The sequence below is a fragment of the Bradyrhizobium sp. CCBAU 11361 genome, from assembly GCF_028128935.1.
Taxonomy (GTDB): Bacteria; Pseudomonadota; Alphaproteobacteria; order Rhizobiales; family Xanthobacteraceae; genus Bradyrhizobium; species Bradyrhizobium niftali.
Map to the genome: position 1 here is coordinate 1 of NZ_LBJZ01000188.1, position 17,133 is coordinate 17,133.

At 65.2% G+C, this 17,133-nt stretch carries 17 protein-coding genes; 11 read left to right on the plus strand and 6 right to left on the minus strand.

Going from position 1 to position 17,133, the window contains the following annotated elements:
- Positions 1 to 884, minus strand: an 884-nt coding sequence (locus tag XI08_RS28275) for a hypothetical protein (RefSeq protein ID WP_271576897.1), incomplete at its 3' end; no start/stop codon positions are given.
- Between the two features lie 279 nt (positions 885 to 1,163).
- Between XI08_RS28275 and XI08_RS28280 the strand changes: the two genes are divergently transcribed.
- The gene (locus XI08_RS28280; protein WP_271576898.1) at positions 1,164 to 2,414 is read left to right on the plus strand and encodes an SAM-dependent methyltransferase; all 1,251 of its coding nucleotides are present in this window, start codon (positions 1,164 to 1,166) and stop codon (positions 2,412 to 2,414) included.
- A gap of 3 nt (positions 2,415 to 2,417) precedes the next feature.
- Here XI08_RS28280 and XI08_RS28285 read toward each other — a convergent pair whose 3' ends face one another.
- Positions 2,418 to 2,624, minus strand: a complete 207-nt coding sequence (locus XI08_RS28285; RefSeq protein WP_027542996.1) for a hypothetical protein — start codon at positions 2,622 to 2,624, stop codon at positions 2,418 to 2,420.
- A gap of 552 nt (positions 2,625 to 3,176) precedes the next feature.
- Between XI08_RS28285 and XI08_RS28290 the strand changes: the two genes are divergently transcribed.
- Positions 3,177 to 4,688 (plus strand): replicative DNA helicase, encoded by a 1,512-nt coding sequence (locus XI08_RS28290; protein ID WP_025576283.1) that lies wholly within the window; start codon positions 3,177 to 3,179, stop codon positions 4,686 to 4,688.
- A gap of 46 nt (positions 4,689 to 4,734) precedes the next feature.
- The gene (gene alr, locus XI08_RS28295) at positions 4,735 to 6,012 is read left to right on the plus strand and encodes an alanine racemase (RefSeq protein WP_442869872.1); all 1,278 of its coding nucleotides are present in this window, start codon (positions 4,735 to 4,737) and stop codon (positions 6,010 to 6,012) included.
- Between the two features lie 13 nt (positions 6,013 to 6,025).
- On the opposite strand, the gene XI08_RS28300 is transcribed toward alr, so the two are convergent.
- Positions 6,026 to 6,244 (minus strand): hypothetical protein, encoded by a 219-nt coding sequence (locus XI08_RS28300; protein ID WP_025576279.1) that lies wholly within the window; start codon positions 6,242 to 6,244, stop codon positions 6,026 to 6,028.
- 41 nt (positions 6,245 to 6,285) lie between these two features.
- Between XI08_RS28300 and XI08_RS28305 the strand changes: the two genes are divergently transcribed.
- On the plus strand, positions 6,286 to 7,056 hold the full coding sequence (locus XI08_RS28305) for an exodeoxyribonuclease III (protein WP_271576900.1): 771 nt from the start codon (positions 6,286 to 6,288) through the stop codon (positions 7,054 to 7,056).
- 1 nt (position 7,057) lies between these two features.
- On the opposite strand, the gene XI08_RS28310 is transcribed toward XI08_RS28305, so the two are convergent.
- The 3 genes from XI08_RS28310 to XI08_RS28320 form a co-directional block, all read right to left on the minus strand.
- Positions 7,058 to 7,876 carry a DUF4886 domain-containing protein gene (locus XI08_RS28310; protein WP_271576901.1) on the minus strand — a complete coding sequence of 273 codons (819 nt, stop codon included), beginning with the start codon at positions 7,874 to 7,876 and terminating at the stop codon, positions 7,058 to 7,060.
- An 84-nt stretch (positions 7,877 to 7,960) separates the two neighbouring features.
- Positions 7,961 to 8,329, minus strand: a complete 369-nt coding sequence (locus XI08_RS28315) for a GFA family protein (RefSeq protein WP_027543002.1) — start codon at positions 8,327 to 8,329, stop codon at positions 7,961 to 7,963.
- 75 nt (positions 8,330 to 8,404) lie between these two features.
- The gene (locus XI08_RS28320; protein ID WP_442869867.1) at positions 8,405 to 8,722 is read right to left on the minus strand and encodes a hypothetical protein; all 318 of its coding nucleotides are present in this window, start codon (positions 8,720 to 8,722) and stop codon (positions 8,405 to 8,407) included.
- Between the two features lie 174 nt (positions 8,723 to 8,896).
- On the opposite strand from XI08_RS28320, the gene XI08_RS28325 reads away from it, so the two are divergent.
- From XI08_RS28325 to XI08_RS28355, 7 genes are all read left to right on the plus strand, one after another.
- On the plus strand, positions 8,897 to 9,625 hold the full coding sequence (locus XI08_RS28325) for a sulfite exporter TauE/SafE family protein (protein WP_271576902.1): 729 nt from the start codon (positions 8,897 to 8,899) through the stop codon (positions 9,623 to 9,625).
- Between the two features lie 20 nt (positions 9,626 to 9,645).
- A complete protein-coding gene (gene radA, locus XI08_RS28330) occupies positions 9,646 to 11,091 on the plus strand; it encodes a DNA repair protein RadA (RefSeq protein ID WP_271576903.1) in 1,446 nt (481 codons plus the stop codon).
- Between the two features lie 167 nt (positions 11,092 to 11,258).
- A complete protein-coding gene (locus XI08_RS28335; RefSeq protein ID WP_011086837.1) occupies positions 11,259 to 11,888 on the plus strand; it encodes a CvpA family protein in 630 nt (209 codons plus the stop codon).
- Between the two features lie 30 nt (positions 11,889 to 11,918).
- Positions 11,919 to 13,442: an amidophosphoribosyltransferase gene (purF, locus tag XI08_RS28340; RefSeq protein WP_271576904.1), complete on the plus strand. Its 1,524-nt coding sequence runs from the start codon at positions 11,919 to 11,921 to the stop codon at positions 13,440 to 13,442.
- A 156-nt stretch (positions 13,443 to 13,598) separates the two neighbouring features.
- Entirely contained in the window at positions 13,599 to 14,339 is a 741-nt protein-coding gene (locus XI08_RS28345; protein ID WP_271576905.1) for an SDR family NAD(P)-dependent oxidoreductase, read from the plus strand.
- Positions 14,340 to 14,443: 104 nt separating this feature from the next.
- Positions 14,444 to 15,592 (plus strand): hypothetical protein, encoded by a 1,149-nt coding sequence (locus XI08_RS28350; protein ID WP_271576906.1) that lies wholly within the window; start codon positions 14,444 to 14,446, stop codon positions 15,590 to 15,592.
- 167 nt (positions 15,593 to 15,759) lie between these two features.
- Positions 15,760 to 16,983, plus strand: a complete 1,224-nt coding sequence (locus tag XI08_RS28355; RefSeq protein WP_027543007.1) for an ABC transporter substrate-binding protein — start codon at positions 15,760 to 15,762, stop codon at positions 16,981 to 16,983.
- Positions 16,984 to 17,133 lie beyond the last annotated feature (150 nt).

Consider the following 17,133-nt stretch of genomic DNA (forward strand, 5'->3'; position numbering starts at 1 on the left):
GGCGCGGCAGGCTTGGGAGCCGCCTCTTCCGCCGCCTTGGGCGCGACCGGCTCGGCCGGCTTCGTGGCGGCCGCCGGCGGGGCCGGCGTCACCTCCGGCACCGGATCGGGCCGCAGCGCCGGAGCGTCGCTGCTGCGCGGCTCGACCTTGGCGCTCTCCGGCTTCGGCTCGACGGGTTTCTCAGTCGCCTTCTCTGGCTTGGACTCATCACGACCGGGTTCGACCTTGGCGCTCTCGGGCTTGGACTCCGGCTTGGACTCGGCCTTCGGCTCGCTCTTCTTCTCTTCAGTGGCCGGCGCGGCGGCGTCGACCTTCGGCGCTTCCTCGGTCCCGGGCTTGCCGCGACGCTTGGCTTTGCGCCCCTCAGGCGCTGCCTGGCCCTCGGGCTTTAGACCGCCCTCCTCGGCAGGCCGCGCGGCGCGCTTCTGGCGCGCGCCCTCGGTCGCGGGAGCTGCAGCCTCACCTTCCGGCTTGGCGGCCTCCTGGGAGCGCTGGCGACGGCCCTGATGCTCAGGCGACTGCGCAGGATTGGTGCTCGCTTCCTTGTCCTTGGCGCCGTCCTTCTTGTCCTTGCCGTCCTTGCCACCATCCTTGGCCTGGTAGCGCGTGTCGGTGGCGCCGTTCGAAACAAGGTAGGAGGCCAGCACGCCGGCCATGTCGGAGCTGGTGGTGTAGTGCTGACGCAGGAAACCCGGCAGCGAACCCGGCGCAACAGTCTTCAGCAGTCCCCTCGGGCTCTTGTGGCAGGCATTGCAGGTCTGCGCGAAGAGCTGGGATGGGGCCTTGCCGGCCTCGAGGTTCGTTGCCTGCGCAAGAACGGCATCGGTCGCGCCGAAGCCGATCAGAAGCACTACCGTCGCGAGGCTGAGCGCTCGGCTCGACATTCCCATCTTCTCCATTGAATTTCCGCGAATGCAGCCGGCGTCCGGTGCGGCGGCGGTCACCTTTTAGCCGATTGAGCCGCGAATGGAAGCAGGCCCCGCGCGCAAGGATGTGATTAAGCGCTTTTGGAATATCGGCTTTGAATACAGCGCAATAGCGGGAGGGGACGACCATCCCTAGATTTGGATGCAAACGCATAGGAACCGGAGCGGGACCTGAGCGTCTGATGTGAAAGCCGGGTTAGTCGCATCTTTTCGGGTTCGCTCGAGAGGAAAGGGTCGATGGACCGTTTGTTGCGTCAATTCCTGTCTCAATTCATTCGCCGCGGGTCGATGACGGTGACCACGGCGAAAGGGGCGAAGTTCACCGTCGGCGACGGCTCGGGCGAGCCGATCGCAGTCCGTTTCGTCACTGCGGACGCAGAACGAAAGATCCTCATCAATCCCGAGCTCGGGCTTGGCGAGGCCTATATGGACGGCGAGTTCGTCGTCGAGCGCGGCACCATAGCTGATGCCCTCGCGATCCTGCTCGATCAACCCGACCTATTGCCGCAGTGGGCAAAGCCCTGGTGGCACCTGCGCTACCTGACGCGGCACCTGAAGCAGTTCAATCCGCGCTCGCGCGCGCGTCGCAATGTCGCGCATCACTACGATCTCGACGCCCGGCTCTATTCGCTCTTCCTCGACGCCGACAAGCAATATAGCTGCGCCTATTTCGAGATGCCGGAGAGCACGCTCGACGATGCGCAGCTCGCCAAGAAGCGGCACATCGCCGCAAAGCTGCGCGTCACGGCTGGCCAGCGCGTGCTCGACATCGGCTCGGGCTGGGGCGGGCTCGGGCTCTATCTCGCCGAGATCGCAGACGCCGACGTCACCGGCATCACGCTGTCGACGGAGCAGTTGCAGATCGCCAATACGCGCGCGGCCGAAAAGGGCCTGACCGGATCGGCCAAATTCCTGCTCCAGGACTATCGCGACATCGACGGGCCGTTCGACCGCATCGTCTCGGTCGGCATGCTGGAGCATGTCGGGGTCAGGTTCTACGACGCTTACTTCCAGCGCTGCGCCGAACTCCTGAGCGAGGACGGTGTCATCCTGCTGCACTCGATCGGCCGTTCGCAGGGCCCGGATTCCACCAATCCCTGGATCGCCAAATACATCTTCCCGGGCGGATACATCCCCGCTCTGTCCGAGGTGCTGCCGGCGATCGAGCGTGCGGGCCTCCTGGTCTGCGACATCGAGATCCTGCGGCTGCATTACGCCGAGACGCTGAAGGCCTGGCGGGAGCGCTTCATGGCGCGGCGCGAGGAGGCCGTGCAGCTTTACGACGAGCGCTTCGCCCTGATGTGGGAATTTTATCTGGCGGCCAGCGAGATGACGTTCCGCAAGCAGCACATGATGAACTTCCAGATCCAGCTCACCAAGCGTCAGGGCGTGGTACCGATGACCCGCGACTACGTCGGGCACGAAGAAGCCCGCCTGCGGGCCATCGAAGGCGGCGCGAGGCCACGGCTGAAACTGGCTGGTGAATAGGGGCTAGTGACGCAGGGTCGAAATCGGGGACGAGCGGAAAGAAGCCGTTAACGCCAACTGCGCCCGCAGTTCCACCAGGATCTCGGGCGCGACCGGCTGGCGGCGCACTTCGGGGCGCTCGGCGTGCTGCATGGCCGCGATCAGCCCGGACAGCCAAAGGCGGCTGCCTGCTTCGCTTCGCCAGATCTGGTGCTGCCGTTCTGGCCGCATCGCTTGCCTCGTCTCCCTGATGGCGGGTTACCGGGGACAATCCCCTGTCTGCCCGCCTGTTCCGGCGCTACCCCGAAAGAATCCGGAGAGATGTGATCTGCTTCACATAAGTCTGGTCGGGCCTGGCCTAGACCGTCGCCATGAGCAAAGAGACCCGAACCTCATTCGACGTGCAGGACGACCTCCGCACCGACTACGCCCTGATCGCTACCGGCGTCGGGGCGGCCCTGGTTGCGCTGGTCTACCTCCTGCTGGTCTGAGCCCGAGCCGAAAACGGCCAGCGTGCGTCATTTCGCGCGCTCTTCATACGTCTGCACGCCAATCCAATAGGTTCACGCTTCCAGGATATTTCCATGGCGCGGTCGCGGCCGCTTCCGGGCCGGGGCGAGTTCCGGAAAAATCCGTCAAGCGCGGTGCATGCTGCGGCTGCTAGTCATCCACCATTTTAACTGAGCGGTTGATAGCGGTCAGCTTTTGCTTCCGCTTTGGGCGCAGGCGGCGCTTTATCCCGGCCCCGCATCCGCCCAAGAAAATTGCTAAGCACGTCCGACCATGGCCCTGACTGATTCGAACGTTCTCAAACTCGCGCCTGACGCAGGAACTCCGACCTATCGGAGCGCGCCGCATAATATCGAGGCGGAACAGAGCCTTCTGGGCGCAATCCTGGTCAACAACGATGCCTTCTACCGCGTCTCCGACTTCCTGGAGGCGAAGCATTTCTTCGAGCCGCTGCACCAGACCATCTTCGACACCGCCGGCAGCCTGATCCGGATGGGCAAGATCGCCACGCCCGTCACGCTGAAAACGTTCCTGCCCGCCGATACCGATGTCGGCGGCATGACCATCGGGCAATATCTGGCGCGCCTCGCTGCCGAAGCGACCACCATCATCAACGCCCAGGATTACGGCCGCACCGTCTACGACCTGTCGCTGCGGCGTGACCTGATCGGCATCGGCGAGGACATGGTCAACGTCGCCTACGACGCCCCGGTCGATTTCCAGCCGCGCGCGCAGATCGAGGACGCCGAGCGAAAGCTGTACGAACTCGCCGAGTCCGGCCGCTATGACGGCGGCTTCCAGAAGTTCTCGCAGGCGCTGACGGTCGCAGTCGATCTTGCCGCGAAAGCGTTTCAGCGCGACGGAAAGCTGTCGGGCATCTCGACGGGTATGCGCGACCTCGACACCAAGATGGGCGGCCTGCAGCACTCCGATCTCATCATCGTCGCTGGACGCCCCGGCATGGGCAAGACGTCGCTCGCCACCAACATCGCCTACAACGTCGCGCAGGCCTATGTCGCCGAGCTCCAGGCCGACGGCACCACGAAGGCCGCCAATGGCGGCGTGATCGGCTTCTTCTCGTGCGAAATGTCGGCCGACCAGCTCGCCACCCGTATCGTGGCCGAGCGCACCGGCATCCCCTCCTCCCACATCCGCCGCGGCGGCATCACGGAAGCCGATTTCGAGAAGATCCGGCAGGTCTCGATCGAGCTGCAGTCGCTGCCGTTCTATGTCGACGCCACCGGCGGCCTGTCGATCGCTCAGTTGATGGCGCGCGCGCGCCGCCTGAAGCGTCAGAAGGGCCTCGATCTCCTCGTGATCGACTACATCCAGCTGCTGTCGGGCTCGGGCAAGCGCGCCAGCGACAGCCGCGTGCAGGAAATCACGGAGATCACGACCAGCCTGAAGGCACTGGCGAAGGAGCTCAACGTTCCCGTGATCGCGCTGTCGCAGCTCTCGCGCCAGGTGGAATCGCGCGACGACAAGCGGCCGCAACTTTCCGACTTGCGTGAATCCGGATCAATCGAGCAGGACGCCGACGTCGTCCTGTTCGTTTATCGCGAGGAATATTACCTCGCGATGAAGGAGCCCCGCCCAGGCACGCCCGAACACGAGAAGTGGCAGCTTGACATGAGTCTTGCGCACGGCAAGGCCGAAGTCATCATCGGCAAACAGCGCCACGGCCCGACAGGCACCGTTGACTTGGCCTTCGAGGCCTCGGTCACGCGGTTCGGTGACCTCGCGCCTGACAGTCAGCTGCCAGCTCGCAGCGGCAACGACTACTGAGTTCCTTGAACCAGACCGGTCTCTTGCGTAAAACGGCGCCATGACAATTGCGTCCGACCCGAAAATGATCCCGCAATCCGGCCTTCCCTCTGCGGAGGCCAACGAGGCCGCCGCGCTCGCAACCTTCGGCGGCGTGCTCACCGTCGACCTCGACGCGATCATCGCCAACTGGCGCAAGCTCGAGAAGACGGCGGTGCCGGCCGAATGCTCAGCCGTGATCAAGGCCGATGCCTATGGCTGCGGCGCCGCGCAGGTCGCGCGTGCCCTGAGCAAGGCCGGCTGCAAGACCTTCTTCGTCGCCACCATCGAGGAGGCGCGCAAGGTGCGCGCCGCCGTACCGGAGCCGACCATCTACGTGCTCGGCGGCTATTTCCAGAACACCGGCGAGCACTACGCCCAGATCAATTGCCGTCCGGTGATCGGCGATCTCAACGAGCTCGCCGAATGGGACGTGTTCTGCCGCCGCACCGGCTGGAACGGAGGCGCCGCTGTTCACATCGACACCGGCATGAACCGACTGGGGCTGACGCTTGCGGAAGCCCAGGCCATCATTCCCCGCATCAATGCCGGCGATCACGGCATCACGCTGGTGATGAGCCATCTGGTCTCGGCCGAGCAGCTCAACAGCCCGGTCAATGCAAAACAGCTCGCCGCCTTCCGCGGCATCGCCAGCGAATTCTCCGGCGTGCCGGCGGCGCTCGCCAATTCGTCCGGAATCTTCCTCGGCGCCCCCTTCCAGTTCGACCTGGTGCGGCCGGGCGCCGCGCTCTACGGCGTCAACCCGACGCCGGAGGCCGACAATCCGATGCAGCCGGTGGTCGACCTCAAGGCGCGCATCGTGCAGACCCGAAATGTCGAGCGCGGCGAGAGCGTCGGCTATGGCGGCACCTGGACCGCGCGCCGGCCGACCAAGCTTGCGATCATCGCGGTCGGCTATGCCGACGGCTATTTCCGCGCCGCCAGTTCAAACGACGGCACGCGCGGCGCAGAGGTGATCGTTGCCGGCAAGCGCTGCCCGGTCGCAGGCCGCGTCTCCATGGACCTGATCGCGATCGACATCACCGATCTGCCGCCGAACGCGGCACGGCGCGGCCACATGGTGACGCTGATCGGCGAAGGCATCACCGTCGACGAGCTCGCGCATCATTTCGGCACGATCGGCTATGAGGTGCTGACCAGCCTCGGCCACCGCTATGCCCGCGTCTACAAGGGCGGCAACGTGGAGGAGCCGCTGACACAGCCGTCCTCCGCACAGGCGGCCGAGCACCCGCCCTCGCCGCCGCCGGTCGAGCAGCCGGCGAGCCCGCCGCCGCTACCGAGCTGAGCTGTCAGCCCGCTTACTTCTTCTTCCTGCTGTCGAGCGCCGCCTTGCAGGTCGCGCTGAGCTGGTCACGCTTGCCGTTGAGGCAGGCGACGATGCCGCCGCCCGGCGCGAGGCCGGCGCAGAATTTGTCGTAATCCGCCTTGCACGCGCCGCGCGGATCGGCCGATTGTGCCGAAGCCGCACCGGAGAACGCGGCAACGACGACGATGGCAGCAAAGCTCAACTTGGACATTGTATCTCCGGTGGTCGGAAGGCAGGAGCCAGCAGCTCTACATGAAGATCGCGACGTTCAACATCAACAACATCAACCGCCGCCTGCCCAATCTGCTGGCATGGATGCGCGCGGCGAAGCCTGATGTCGTCGCGCTCCAGGAATTGAAGGCAAGTGATGGCGAATTTCCGGCGGGCGCTATCGAAAAGGCCGGCTATGGCGCAGTATGGCGTGGACAAAAAACCTGGAACGGCGTTGCCATCCTCGCCCGCAATGCCGAGCCCGTTCTCACCCGCGACCGCCTGCCCGGCGACCGTGACGACCACGAGGCGCGCTACATCGAGGCCGCCGTGCGCGGCATCATCGTCACCAGCATCTACCTGCCCAACGGCAATCCCCAGCCGGGGCCGAAATTCGACTACAAGCTCGACTGGTTCGCGCGCCTGAAGCGCCACGCCAAGACCTTCATCAAGCAGGACCTGCCCGTGGTGCTCGCCGGCGACTACAACGTGGCGCCGACTGCGATCGACATTTATCCGACGAGATCCTGGGACAAGGATGCGCTGATCCAGCCGAAGAGCCGCGCGGCCTTTGCCTCGCTGGTCACGCAAGGCTGGTGCGACGCGGTCCGCGAGCTTCATCCGGACAAGCGCATCTACACATTCTGGGACTACAAGCGGAACCGCTGGCCGCGCGATGCGGGCCTGCGGCTCGATCATCTGCTGCTCAGCCCTGCCCTCGTTTCACGCCTGGCCAAGGCCGGTGTCGACAAGACGGTTCGGGGCGAGGACGGCGCGAGCGATCACGCGCCGGCCTGGATCGTCCTGCGCTAGATCAGCGGCCGTAATATTCCTGCACAGTGTCCCACGCCGCCTTTTGCAGCAGCTGCGCCATCTCGGGATCGAGCCCCATGATGTAGGAATTGCCGACCGGCGAGCGACCTGTCAGTGCGGCGAGCGTCGTGCAGGCCGCCAGATACGTGCCGGCCGGACTCGGATGCCGCTTGTCCGGCGCATAGAGGTTGAGTTCGGGCTGAAGCTTGCGGACGCGCGCGAAGGCAAGGCCCGCGGGAATGACCAGCGCATCATTGGCATTGCCGGCGACCGTATAGGCCTCGGCCAGTCCCTCGGTCATGTCAGGCTTGTCGGCGTAGGCCCAGGACATGAACAGCACGGGCCGCATGTCGTGGGCGCGGACGATCTCGCTGTCCTTCTTGGCGAAGGCGGCGAAGGCGTCCTTCAATTGCGGATGGATCGGGCACTGGCTGCAATCCATCATCACGACCGCGTCGAACTGCTTGCCGGGCTTGTTGAAGATCACGACGTTCTGCTCGTCGAAGGAGTAGGCGCCGATGCCGCCCGGCCGCAGCAGATTGTCCATGTCGTGCCAGTCGAGGCCGGAGCCGCCGATCGTGGCCATGGTGTTGCGATACGCCGCCTTGTTGGCCGCATCCGCAGCCCGCTCCATGAAGGAGAGATGCCCGGGCATGCCGTTGTTGTAGTAGAAGAAGCTGTTCCCGACGAACAGCGCCGCCTTGGGGAAGTCAGGTCCGAGCGTCGTGACCTTCGGCCTGGTCTGCGCCTGCGCCGCGCTGAAGCCGGCTACAACGCCCAGACACATTGCGAGCATCGCTCGCGTCAAAAGACGCATCATGGGTTTCCTCCCCTTTTCTGCTCACCGAGGCCGGAAACAGATCAGCTTTCTCCGGCAGCCTCAAGAGGACGGGAGGCAGCATTCTCACCACAAATTCTTGCCGTCGATCACGTTGACCGGCACGGCGTCCAGATCGAAATCATCGAACAGGCGCGCGTTGACGCCGACCCTGGGATTGTCGAAGTCCGGCTTGCCGGTCGACCAGTCCGGCGACTCCGAATAGGTGCCGCAGCCGCAGTTTGCGCAGAAATGGTGTTTGACGGTGCGGCTGCCCCAGAGATAGGTCGCGACGTTTTCCGGCGGCGACAGCAGGCGGAGCTGCGCCGGCTTGTAATAGGCCCACAACGCGCCGCGCTTGGCGCAGAGCGAACAGGTGCAGCGCGTCACGCTCGAGGGCGCCTCCGTCACCTCGAACACCGTTTCACCGCAATGACAGCTTGCCTCGATCGGCATGACCCGCTCTCCGTTTTGTCAGGAGACGGTCGTAGCCGGCCCCTGCTGCCAACATGCTGTCAGCAGCAGAATTCGTCATGGAGTCTCGTTGGCGGACAACCGCCTGGCATTCGCGGCCACATGCTCGCGATAGCGCTGGACGATGGCGGCCGGCGTTGCCCCCGCAAGCAGCCCCACGGCAGCCTCGAAGGCTGCGGCGATCTTCTCGCTCACCATCAGCACGGCCTCCTGCCCGGCGGCCTCATCGCCGTGGCTGAGCTTCTCGCAGCGCAGCCGCACCACTTCACTCGCTTCGACCGCGAGCATCGCGCCGGCGTACCAGGGAAAACCGTTGTCGGATCCGCCGAGCACCGCATGGCGGTCGAGGGCGGAGAAGGCATCGCGGGACCTCAAATTCTTTGAGCGAAGGCTCCGATCAATACGCTTCAAATTCTAAGGATCAGGCCGCCGAGCAGATCGGATTGGCGGTTCCGGCAACACCGCCGATTAACTACGAGACATGCGGCCCGATCGTTCGCCCTGTGCGCCTCCCCCAGCTACACTGCGCCGATTCCAGGAGCCCCGCCCTTGGCCTTCCTCTTCGTCCTCACCGTCGGCCTCGTCGCCGGCACCATCTCAGGCATCGTCGGCACCGGCTCGTCGATCATGCTGATGCCGGTGCTGGTCTATGCGTACGGGCCGAAGGAAGCCGTACCGATCATGGCCGTGGCCTCCGTGATGGCGAATTTCTCGCGGATTGTGGCCTGGTGGCGCGAGGTCGACTGGCGGGCCTGCGCTGCCTATTCGGTGACGGGCATTCCGGCCGCAGCGCTCGGCGCGCGCACGCTGCTCGCGCTCCCATCCCACACCGTCGATCTTGCTATCGGCATCTTCTTGATCGCGATGGTGCCGGTCCGGCACTGGCTGGCGCGGCACGACCTCAAGGCCAATCTCTGGCATATGGCGATCGGCGGCGCCGTCATCGGCTATCTCACCGGCATCGTGGTCTCGACCGGCCCGCTCAGCGTGCCGCTGTTCCTGTTCTACGGCCTGTCCAAGGGTGCCTTCCTCGCCACCGAGGCGGCCTCCTCGCTCGGCCTCTACTTCGCGAAGTCCGTGACCTTCGAACGTTTCGGCGCGCTGACCAGCGACGTCTTCATCAAGGGCCTGATCGCGGGCTCTTCGCTGATGTCAGGCGCTTTCATCGCAAAGCGCTTCGTGCTGCATTTGAAGGCGGATGTGTTCCGACTGGTGATGGATGCCATCATGGTGGCGGCGGGTCTCTCCATGCTATGGAATGCCACACAATCCCCCTGACAACCGACTCACCTGTCCCCATGGCCAAGAACACGCTTTCCTTCGTCTGCCAGAACTGCGGCGCGGCCTATAACCGCTGGCAGGGCAAATGCGAGTCCTGCGGCGAGTGGAATACGCTCGCCGAGGAAGACACGAGCGGTAGCGTGCCGGTCTCGATCCGCTCCAAGCGCAAGGGCCGGACGTTCGCGCTGGAGAGCCTCGCCGGAAAGAGCCCGGACGCGCCGCGCCTCTCCTCAGGGATGACCGAGCTCGATCGCGTCACCGGCGGCGGATTCGTCCGCGGCTCGGTGCTGCTGGTCGGCGGCGATCCCGGCATCGGCAAATCCACGCTGCTGACGCAGGCCACCAGCATGATGGCGCGCGCCGGCCACCGCATCGTCTACATCTCCGGCGAAGAGGCGGTGGCACAGGTGCGCCTGCGCGCCGAGCGGCTCGGCCTGTCGGACGCCCCGGTGCAGCTTGCGGCCGAGACCTCGGTCGAGGACATCGTCTCCACGCTGTCGGAGGGCGCGGTTCCCCGCCTGATCGTGATCGACTCGATCCAGACCATGTGGACCGACACCGTGGAATCCGCGCCTGGCACGGTGACCCAGGTGCGCGCCTCCGCGCAGGCGCTGATCCGCTTCGCCAAGAAGACCGGCGCCGCCATCATCCTGGTCGGCCACGTCACCAAGGACGGCCAGATCGCCGGCCCCCGCGTGGTCGAGCACATGGTCGACGCGGTGCTGTCGTTCGAGGGCGAAGGCTCGCAGCAATTCCGCATCCTGCGCGCCGTCAAGAACCGCTTCGGCCCGACCGATGAGATCGGCGTGTTCGAGATGACCGGCCTTGGTCTGCGCGAAGTCACCAATCCCTCCGAACTGTTCCTGTCGGAGCGCGATCTCGGCACGCCGGGCACCGCGGTGTTCGCGGGCATCGAGGGCACGAGGCCGGTCCTGGTCGAATTGCAGGCACTGGTCGCTCCGACCTCGCTCGGCACCCCGCGCCGGGCCGTGGTCGGCTGGGACCCGAGCCGGCTCTCGATGGTGCTGGCGGTGCTGGAGGCCCATTGCGGGGTCAAGCTGTCCGGCCACGACGTCTATCTGAACGTCGCAGGCGGCTTGCGCATCCACGAGCCGGCGGCGGACCTGGCCGCGGCGGCGGCGCTGGTGTCCTCGCTGGTTAACGCCCAGTTACCCACGGACGCAGTCTATTTCGGCGAGATTTCGCTCTCAGGCGTGGTCCGGCCGGTGGCACAGACCCCGGCGCGGCTGAAGGAAGCGGCAAAACTCGGCTTCCAGCGTGCCGTGCTGCCCGAATCGGCCCGGGGCGAAGCCGGCGGCGACGCCGGACTGTCGCTCAATGCCGTGAACAGCCTGACGACTTTGGTGGCCGAGATCGCCGCCCGCGGCTCTCGTCGGGGCGAATCCAGCGGATCGGCAGAGAAAAATGCCACACCGGCAAGATTCCGCCGTGGAGAGGGGTAGCCGGAGGTGACGTCCCCGGCCCCCGCCGCTATACAGCCGTCACAAAAGCAGCACGGGATTGCGTGGTTGCGGCCTTGCCGGGAACGCCGTCTGCCCCTCTTTTAGGGCAGCGGCCAAACACCGATTCGCTGAGCACCTTTGAGAGTACGAGCGGACCAGACCAGCCGATGCCAGTAACACTCCTCGACCTGATCCTGCTCGGTGTGATGCTGATCTCGGGCCTGCTTGCCATGGTCCGCGGCTTCATGCGCGAAATCCTGTCGATCGCAGCCTGGGGCGCGGCGGCGATCGTGACGCTGTACTCCTTCTCCAAGCTGCTGCCGACCGCAAAGACCTATTTCAACAACGACACGGTCGCGAGCGTGGTCGTGGTCGCCGGCGTCTTCGTCGGTACCCTGGTCGTGGTCTCCGTGATCACCGTCCGGATCTCCGACATGATCCTGGATTCGCGGATCGGTGCGCTGGACCGCACACTCGGCTTCCTGTTTGGCCTCGCTCGCGGGCTTTTGATCGTCGTGGTCGCCTTCCTGTTCTTCACCTGGCTGGTGCCGGACAAGCAGCGCCCGGACTGGGTGACGGGGGCGAAATCCCGCGTGGTGCTCCAGGGAACCGGCGATTGGCTGATGGCGCTCTTGCCGGATGACCCCGAGAACACCATCTTGAAGAGATTCAAGAAAAACAAACCAGATGATGATCAAGCTGATTCCGAGCAGCAGCCTTCGGGCAGTGGCGACGGATACAGTAAACCTGCTCGTGACAGCCTGAAAAAGCTGATCGAGAAACCTGCGGCGCGTTGATTAGGCCCTAAAGAGAGGCGCGGAGACGAGATGCGACACCCTGACCAGGACGCCCAACTTGATCTCGATCCCAAAGCCGGTCTGAGCCCGGCCGCGCTGGAGCTTCAGGACGATCTGGAAGGGGATACGCTCCGCGAGGAATGCGGCGTCTTCGGCATCTACGGCCACCCGGAGGCGGCCGCCATCACTGCCCTCGGTCTCCACGCTCTTCAGCACCGCGGCCAGGAAGCCGCCGGCATCGTCTCCTATGACGGCAGCCGCTTTCACAGCGAACGCCGCCTCGGCCTCGTCGGCGACACCTTCTCCCGCCGCGAGGTGATCGACCGCTTGCCCGGGAACATGGCCGTCGGCCATGTCCGCTACTCCACCACCGGCGCCACCATCCTGCGCAACGTGCAGCCGCTGTTCGCCGAGCTCAATGCCGGCGGCCTTGCGGTCGCTCATAACGGCAACCTCACCAACGGCCTGACGCTGCGCCGCGAGCTCGTGAAGAGCGGCGCGATGATGCAGTCGACCACCGACACCGAGGTGATCCTGCACCTGGTCGCGCGCTCCCGGCGCACCCGCTTCATCGAGCGCTACATCGACGCGCTGCGCGAGATCGAGGGCGCCTATGCGCTGGTCTCGCTCACCAACAAGAAGCTGGTCGGCGCGCGCGACCCGCGCGGCATCCGCCCCCTGGTGCTCGGTGAGCTCGACGGCTGCCCGATCCTGACCTCCGAGACCTGCGCACTCGACATCATCGGCGCGCGCTTCATCCGCGACATCGAGCCGGGCGAAGTCATCGTGTTCGACGAGAACGGCCAGGACATCCACAAGCCGTTCCCGCCGATAGCGCCGCGTCCCTGCATCTTCGAATACATCTATTTCTCCCGTCCGGATTCCATCGTCCACGGCCGCTCGGTCTACGAGGTGCGCAAGGCCTTCGGTGCACAGCTCGCGCGCGAGAGCCACGTGCCGATCGACGTCGTCGTGCCGGTGCCGGATTCCGGCGTGCCCGCCGCGGTCGGCTACAGCCAGCATTCCGGCGTGCCGTTCGAGCTCGGCATCATCCGCAACCACTATGTCGGCCGCACCTTCATCCAGCCGACGCAGGCGATCCGCGAATCCGGCGTGCGCATGAAGCATTCGGCCAACCGCGCCGCGATCGAAGGCAAGCGCATCATCCTGATCGACGACTCGCTGGTGCGCGGCACCACCTCGAAGAAGATCGTGCGCATGATGCGCGACGCGGGCGCGAAGGAAGTGCATTTCCGCCTCGCTTCGCCGCCGATCCTCTATCCCGACTATTACGGCATCGACCTGCCGGACCGCGGCGGCCTCTTGGCGGCGACGCATTCGCTGGAGGAGATGCGCGAGATCATCGGCGCCGACTCGCTCGCCTTCCTGTCGATCGACGGCATGTACCGCGCCATGGGCGAGCCCGGCCGCGACCCGGCCAATCCGAAATTCTCGGATCACTGCTTCACCGGGGCGTATCCGACCCACCTCACCGACCAGACCCAGACCGAGCAGCAGCCCCGGCAATTGTCGCTGCTGGCGGAGGCGAGCTGACGCCGAAGGCGTCATACCGGGGCGCGCGATAGCGCGAACCCGGGATCTCGAAGTCGTATCATAACCTCTGGATTCCGGGTTCGATGCTTCGCATCGCCCCGGAATGACGACCAGGCGGGGGCTTGCCCCAGCCGTTCACGCCTGTAAAACGCGGCCATGACAAATCCCCTCGCCGCCCGCATCGCTCTCGTCACCGGCGCCTCGCGCGGCATCGGCTTCGCCACGGCCAAAGCGCTGGCGAAGGCCGGTGCGCACATCGTCGCGGTGGCGCGCACGCAGGGCGGGCTGGAAGAGCTCGACGACGAGATCCGGAAGGAGGGCGGCAGCGCCACGCTGGTGCCGCTCAACCTCACCGATTCCGACGGCATCGCGCGGCTCGGGGCCGGCCTGCACGAACGCTACGGCAAGCTCGACATCCTCGTCGGCAATGCCGGCGTGCTCGGGCCCTCCTCGCCGATCGGCCATATCGAGCTGAAGACCTTCAACGACGTCATGGCCGTCAACGTCTCCGCGAACTTCCAGCTCATCCGCTGCATGGAGCCATTGCTGAAGCAGTCAGACGCCGGCCGCGCCGTGTTCATCACCTCGGGCGCTGCCAACAAGGCGACCGCCTATGTCAGCCCCTACGCCGCCTCCAAGGCCGCGCTGGAAACGCTGGCGCGCGCCTGGGCGCAGGAGACCGCGAACACGCCTCTTCGCGTCAACCTGTTCAACCCCGGCCCGGTCCGCACCCGCATGCGTGCCACCCTGATGCCGGGCGAGGATCCCGCGACGCTCGACACCGCCGAGCAGGTCGCCGAATTCATCGTGCCGATGTGCGCGCCCGACTGGACCGAGACCGGCAAGTTCTACGACTACAAGACGCGCAGCCTGATGAGCTTCCGCTCGCCGGCCTGATTGACTTGACCAGTTGGCTCGGCCAATTGACTTGGCCCCCTCCCCGCGATTGACTGCCCGCGCTCAAGCGGCAGCAAGCCGCAGGCCAAAAAAGGGAGGTTGCCATGGCACCATGGCATGATCGCGTACGCGTTGGCCGTGCGCTCGCACGGGTCTCTCACGCCTTCTCCATCCTGATCGCGGCACTCGCCTTTGCGCTTCCGGGCGTTGCGACCGCCGGAGATGTCCCGACATTCGCCGTCGATCCCACCTGGCCTAAACAGCTGCCGAACAACTGGATCCTCGGCCAGGTCGGCGGCATCACCGTCGACTGGCAGGGCCACATCTGGGTGATCCATCGCCCACGCTCGCTCACCGATGACGAGAAGGGCGCGAGCCTCAACCCGCCACGCTCGAAATGCTGCGTCTCCGCGCCGCCCGTGCTCGAATTCGACGCCGATGGCAATCTGCTGCGCTCATGGGGCGGTCCGGGCGAAGGCTACGAATGGGTCGGCCGCGAGCACGGCATCGAGGTCGACGAGCGCGGCTTCGTCTGGGTCGGCGGCAACGCCGACAACGACAACGCGATTCTGAAGTTCACGCTCGACGGCAAGTTCGTCGCCCAGATCGGCAAGATCGCGCCGAGCCTCGGCAGCAACGACACGACGCAGCTCGGCAAGCCCGCCGAGACTACCATCGACAAGGACGCCAACGAAATCTACGTCGCCGACGGCTATGGCAACCGTCGCGTCATCGTGTTCGACGCGAGCACGCTGGCCTACAAGCGGCACTGGGGCGCCTATGGCAACAAGCCGGATGACAACAAGCAGGCGCCCTACGATCCCAAGGCGCCGGTTGCCCAGCAGTTCGGCAATCCCGTCCATTGCGTGAAGCTCGCCAATGACGGGCTGGTCTATGTCTGCGACCGCATCAACAACCGTATCCAGGTGTTTCGGAAAGACGGCACCTTCGTGAAGGAGTTCTTCTTCGAGAAGAACACGCTCGGCAACGGCGCGGTGTGGGACGTCGCGATCTGGCCCGATCCGAAGCAGACCTGGCTGCTCAGCGCCGACGGCGAGAACAACGAGATCAGGGTGATCAGGCGCGAGGACGGCAGCGTGGTCGGCAGCTTCGGGCACAACGGCCGCAATGCCGGTCAATTCCACTGGGTGCACGCCATGGCGATCGACGCCAAGGGTAACGTCTATACCGCCGAGGTCGATACCGGAAAGCGCATCCAGAAATTCAAGCTGACGTCGGACGCGCTCAAATAGCGCCTTGACGCATTTTGCCCAAAAGTTAACCGACGGATGACGTAACGACGCAGCGTCATCCGGCTTTAGGCGCATTGCCGCCGGCCGTGGGACAGGCTAGAGCCATCAGCCGGAAACAAGGCTCCGCAAGAGAGCCGTCCGCATATTGACAATGGAGGAGACTTTTCATGACGACGTTCGCGCGCCGCTCAGCGGCCCTTCTGGCCTGCGCCGCCTTCGGTTTTGCCACATCCGCCTACGCCCAGGACAAGACCATCAAGATCGGCGTGCTCAACGACATGTCGAGCCTCTATGCCGACATCGGCGGCCCGAACTCGGTCGCCGCGGTGAAGATGGCGGTCGAGGATTCCGGCCTGAAGGCCAAGGGCTGGACCATCGAGGTCCTCTCGGGTGATCACCAGAACAAGCCCGACATCGGCGTCAACATCGCCCGGCAGTGGATCGATGCCGACAAGGTCGATGCCATCGCGGACACGCCGAGCTCCGGCGTTGCGCTTGCGGTGAGCAACCTCGTCAAGGATAAGAACTCGGTGCTGCTCAATTCGGGCGCGGCCACCGCCGACCTGACGGGCAAAGCCTGCACGCCCAACACCATCTCCTTCACCTACGACACCTACATGCTCGCCAACGGCACCGGCAAGGCACTGACCAAGGCCGGCGGCGACAGCTGGTTCTTCCTGACCGCCGACTATGCGTTCGGCCATGCCCTCGAGCGCGACACCTCGGCGGTCGTCACCGCCAACGGCGGCAAGGTGCTCGGCGGCGTCAAGCATCCGCTCAACAGCTCCGATTTTTCGTCCTTCCTGCTGCAGGCGCAGTCGTCCAAGGCCAAGGTCATCGGCCTCGCCAATGCGGGCGGCGACACCACCAACGCGATCAAGCAGGCCGCCGAGTTCGGTATCGTCGCCGGCGGTCAGAAGCTCGCCGCGCTGCTGCTGTTCATCAACGATGTGCACTCGCTCGGCCTGAAGACCGCGCAGGGCCTGACCTTCACCGAATCTTTCTACTGGGATCTCAACGACCAAACCCGCGAATGGTCGAAGCGCTTCCAGAAGGTCTCGCCCAAGGGCGCGATGCCCTCGATGACGGTGGCAGGCCTCTATGCGGAAATCCTGCATTACCTGAAGGCGATGGACGCGCTCGGCGCTAATCCGCATGATGGCGCCAAGGTCGTCGCCAAGATGAAGGAGCTCCCGACCGACGATCCGCTGTTCGGCAAGGGCCCGCTGCGCGCCGACGGCCGCCGCCTCATCCCGGCCTATCTGTTCGAGGTGAAGAAGCCGGAAGAGTCGAAGGGGCCGTGGGATTACTACAAGCTGGTCGCCACCATCGCGCCGGAAGATGCGGCCAAGCCGCTCGAGGCGAGCGAGTGCCCGCTGGTGAAGAAGTAACCGCGTAGCGGCGCTGCACGACGCCATGCCCGGGCAAAAGCGCGAAGCGCGTCTTCGCGCTGGATGTCCCGGGCATTTGCGTTTGGGGCCTGCACAAAGGACGAAGGTACCGGCGTGCAAGGCGCCGCTCGCGCCATTTCTCTACGTCGC